Consider the following 2,264-nt stretch of genomic DNA (forward strand, 5'->3'; position numbering starts at 1 on the left):
AGAACGGAAAGTTCCCATGGGGAGACTCCTACTTCCTTCGCCGGCATTACCCGGACAGGTTCGAACGGTCGCAGGCCGCGTCAGCCCGATCTCAGCCCTTGCGAGGGCTCCCGTGTGGATACCCGAAACCCTACAACACGATTCGCGGAGGCCCCGTCCGTCTCCCCTCCGGACCTGGGCGGAGTTTCAAACCGCAACCGTACCCAGCAATCTGTTCGGCAACTGCTATGTTTCCCTCAGTTTTTCGTCTGCTGCCGATCACGGAGGACGCCATGAGCGATTCAGTGCCGCCCACCCCCTTTTCTCAGACCTCACCCGCGCCCGGCAGCCACGCCGTCCCGCCGCAGCCGCAGTATTTCGTCATGCCCTCGCAGAGCCCGGTCCGCTCGCTGCGCGGTATCGGCGGCGCCACCCGCGCGCTGCTTCTGGCCTATGCGGTGATCTCTCTGGCGTCGCTTCTGGTCACCGGCTGGGGCATCGTCGAGCTGAACGCATACAGCGCCGGCACGGTGGGACCCGACGCGCTTGAATCGTATGGTTCCGCGGCCGTCATCGTGAGCGGGATGTCGCTCATCGCGCTGCTCTCCACGGGGATCTGCTGGCTGGTCTGGCAGCGTCGCGCCGCGGATGCGTTTCCTGTCGGCACCTTGCGCCGCTCGCCTGGCTGGCACGTCGGATCGTGGTTCATTCCGGTCGTCTCGGCGTGGTTCCCGTTCCAGAACGTCTCGGATCTGGCGCGCGCATCGCACGCCAGGCTCGGTCGCGGCGTCCTGGGGACGTGGTGGGCGGCATGGCTGGTCGGCGGACTCACGGGCGGGCTGACGCGCAGCTTCTCCACGGCTCACACGATTCCGTCGCTGATCAACGGCCTGTCGATCACGATCCTGATGGACGCGCTCTGGATCGTGGCGGCGATCTTCGCGTGGATCGTGGTGTCACGCATCACCGCGGCGATCGATCCGAGCTGACCCCGGGTCGACCTCGGCGCGCATCACCCAGCGCCACTTCGCGATCTGCCGGGCACGCGTGAATCCGTAACGCGCGAAGAGCTCCTCGGGCCCGGTGTGCAGGTACGCCCCGCGCTGCGGAGGGCGCTCGACCGTCTGCTCCGGATACGCCTCGACCGTTCCGCCGCCTGCGGCGCGGATCTCCTCCATCACCGCGCCCACTGCTGCGGAGGCGATGCCCGTGCCCCGCCGCCGTGACGTGGTGAACACGCATCCGATCCGCCAGTCCGGCGGCGGGTCACCTGCCTGCTCGTACGTGCGCCGGCTCTTGATGTTGGGGAGTTCCACCGGATGTCCGAACTGGCACCAACCCACGCAGTCATCACCGTCGTAGACGAGCATCTGATGCACCTCGCCCGCGGCCACCAATCGGTGCTTCGCCTCGCGGTTGTGCTCGTAGGTCTGACCCGGCTTGCCCACGCCTTCCGGATGGAAGCCCATGCACCAGCATCCGCCCCACACCCCGTTGTTCGCCTCGACGAGGCGCGCGAAGTCAGGCCACGTGGCCTCGGTGAGAAGCTGCGTCGTGTACATCCGCTGAACCCCTGAGCCACGATACGCCGCATGCGCCACCGCCCGTTCGGCAATGGGGCGGTCGAGTTCGTCTGGAACAGCCACGTCTTCGACGTCGTCGGCGACACCGTGCCGGCGTCGTGCTCGAGGACACGACCGAGGCGTCGCGCCGCGCACTCGATAGGCATCTCGGCGATCAGACGACCGGGATCGCCGGGGCATCCACCGACTCGATCTCATCGAGCGCAATCGGAACCGGGGGACGTCGGAAACCCCGGCTCTTGATCGCGATGTAGACCACGCCGAGCGCGAGCCAGCTCAGGCCGAGCACCTTCGCCTGGACATCGAGGCCGACCCACAGAACGACGCAGATGGCGATTCCCAAGCTCGGCATGACGAGGTAGCGCAAGACATTCACTCCCTGCCGCTGCTTTCCCCGGATGAAGTAGCGGCTGATGACCGAGTAGTTCACGAATGCGAAACCGGTGAGGGCCCCGAAGCTGACGAGCGACGTCGCACCGAGCAGATTGTCGGCATAGAAGATCGCAGTGAGTGCCAACGCGGACGTGATGAGGATGTTCCAGGTCGGCGTCTGGAACCGGCGTCCGAGGTGACCGAATACGCGCCGCGGAAGCACGCCGTCGCGGCCCATTCCGAAGAGGATGCGTGAGACCGCCGCGAGCGCCGCCATGGCGCAGACGATGTTCGAGGCGTTGTCCACGATGAGGAACGGCGTCTGCATCC

3 protein-coding genes and 1 riboswitch are annotated in these 2,264 nt (G+C 66.5%); of the genes, 1 reads left to right on the forward strand and 2 read right to left on the reverse strand.

The features are described from left to right. Positions 1-15 precede the first annotated feature (15 nt). Positions 16-124: riboswitch (TPP riboswitch) on the reverse strand. 148 nt (positions 125-272) lie between these two features. After that, positions 273-968 carry a DUF4328 domain-containing protein gene (locus tag VJR25_RS08500; RefSeq protein WP_324114536.1) on the forward strand — a complete coding sequence of 232 codons (696 nt, stop codon included), beginning with the start codon at positions 273-275 and terminating at the stop codon, positions 966-968. Here the strand turns inward: VJR25_RS08500 and VJR25_RS08505 are convergent. Both VJR25_RS08505 and VJR25_RS08510 read right to left on the reverse strand, forming a co-directional pair. Further along, positions 936-1,541, reverse strand: coding sequence for a GNAT family N-acetyltransferase (locus tag VJR25_RS08505; protein ID WP_324114538.1), 606 nt, complete (start codon positions 1,539-1,541; stop codon positions 936-938). The genes VJR25_RS08500 and VJR25_RS08505 overlap by 33 nt on opposite strands. A gap of 175 nt (positions 1,542-1,716) precedes the next feature. Beyond that, positions 1,717-2,264: APC family permease (locus VJR25_RS08510; RefSeq protein WP_414683760.1), on the reverse strand; the 548-nt coding region annotated here is incomplete at its 5' end.

Source organism: Microbacterium sp., from assembly GCF_035277845.1.
Taxonomy (GTDB): domain Bacteria; phylum Actinomycetota; class Actinomycetes; order Actinomycetales; family Microbacteriaceae; genus Microbacterium.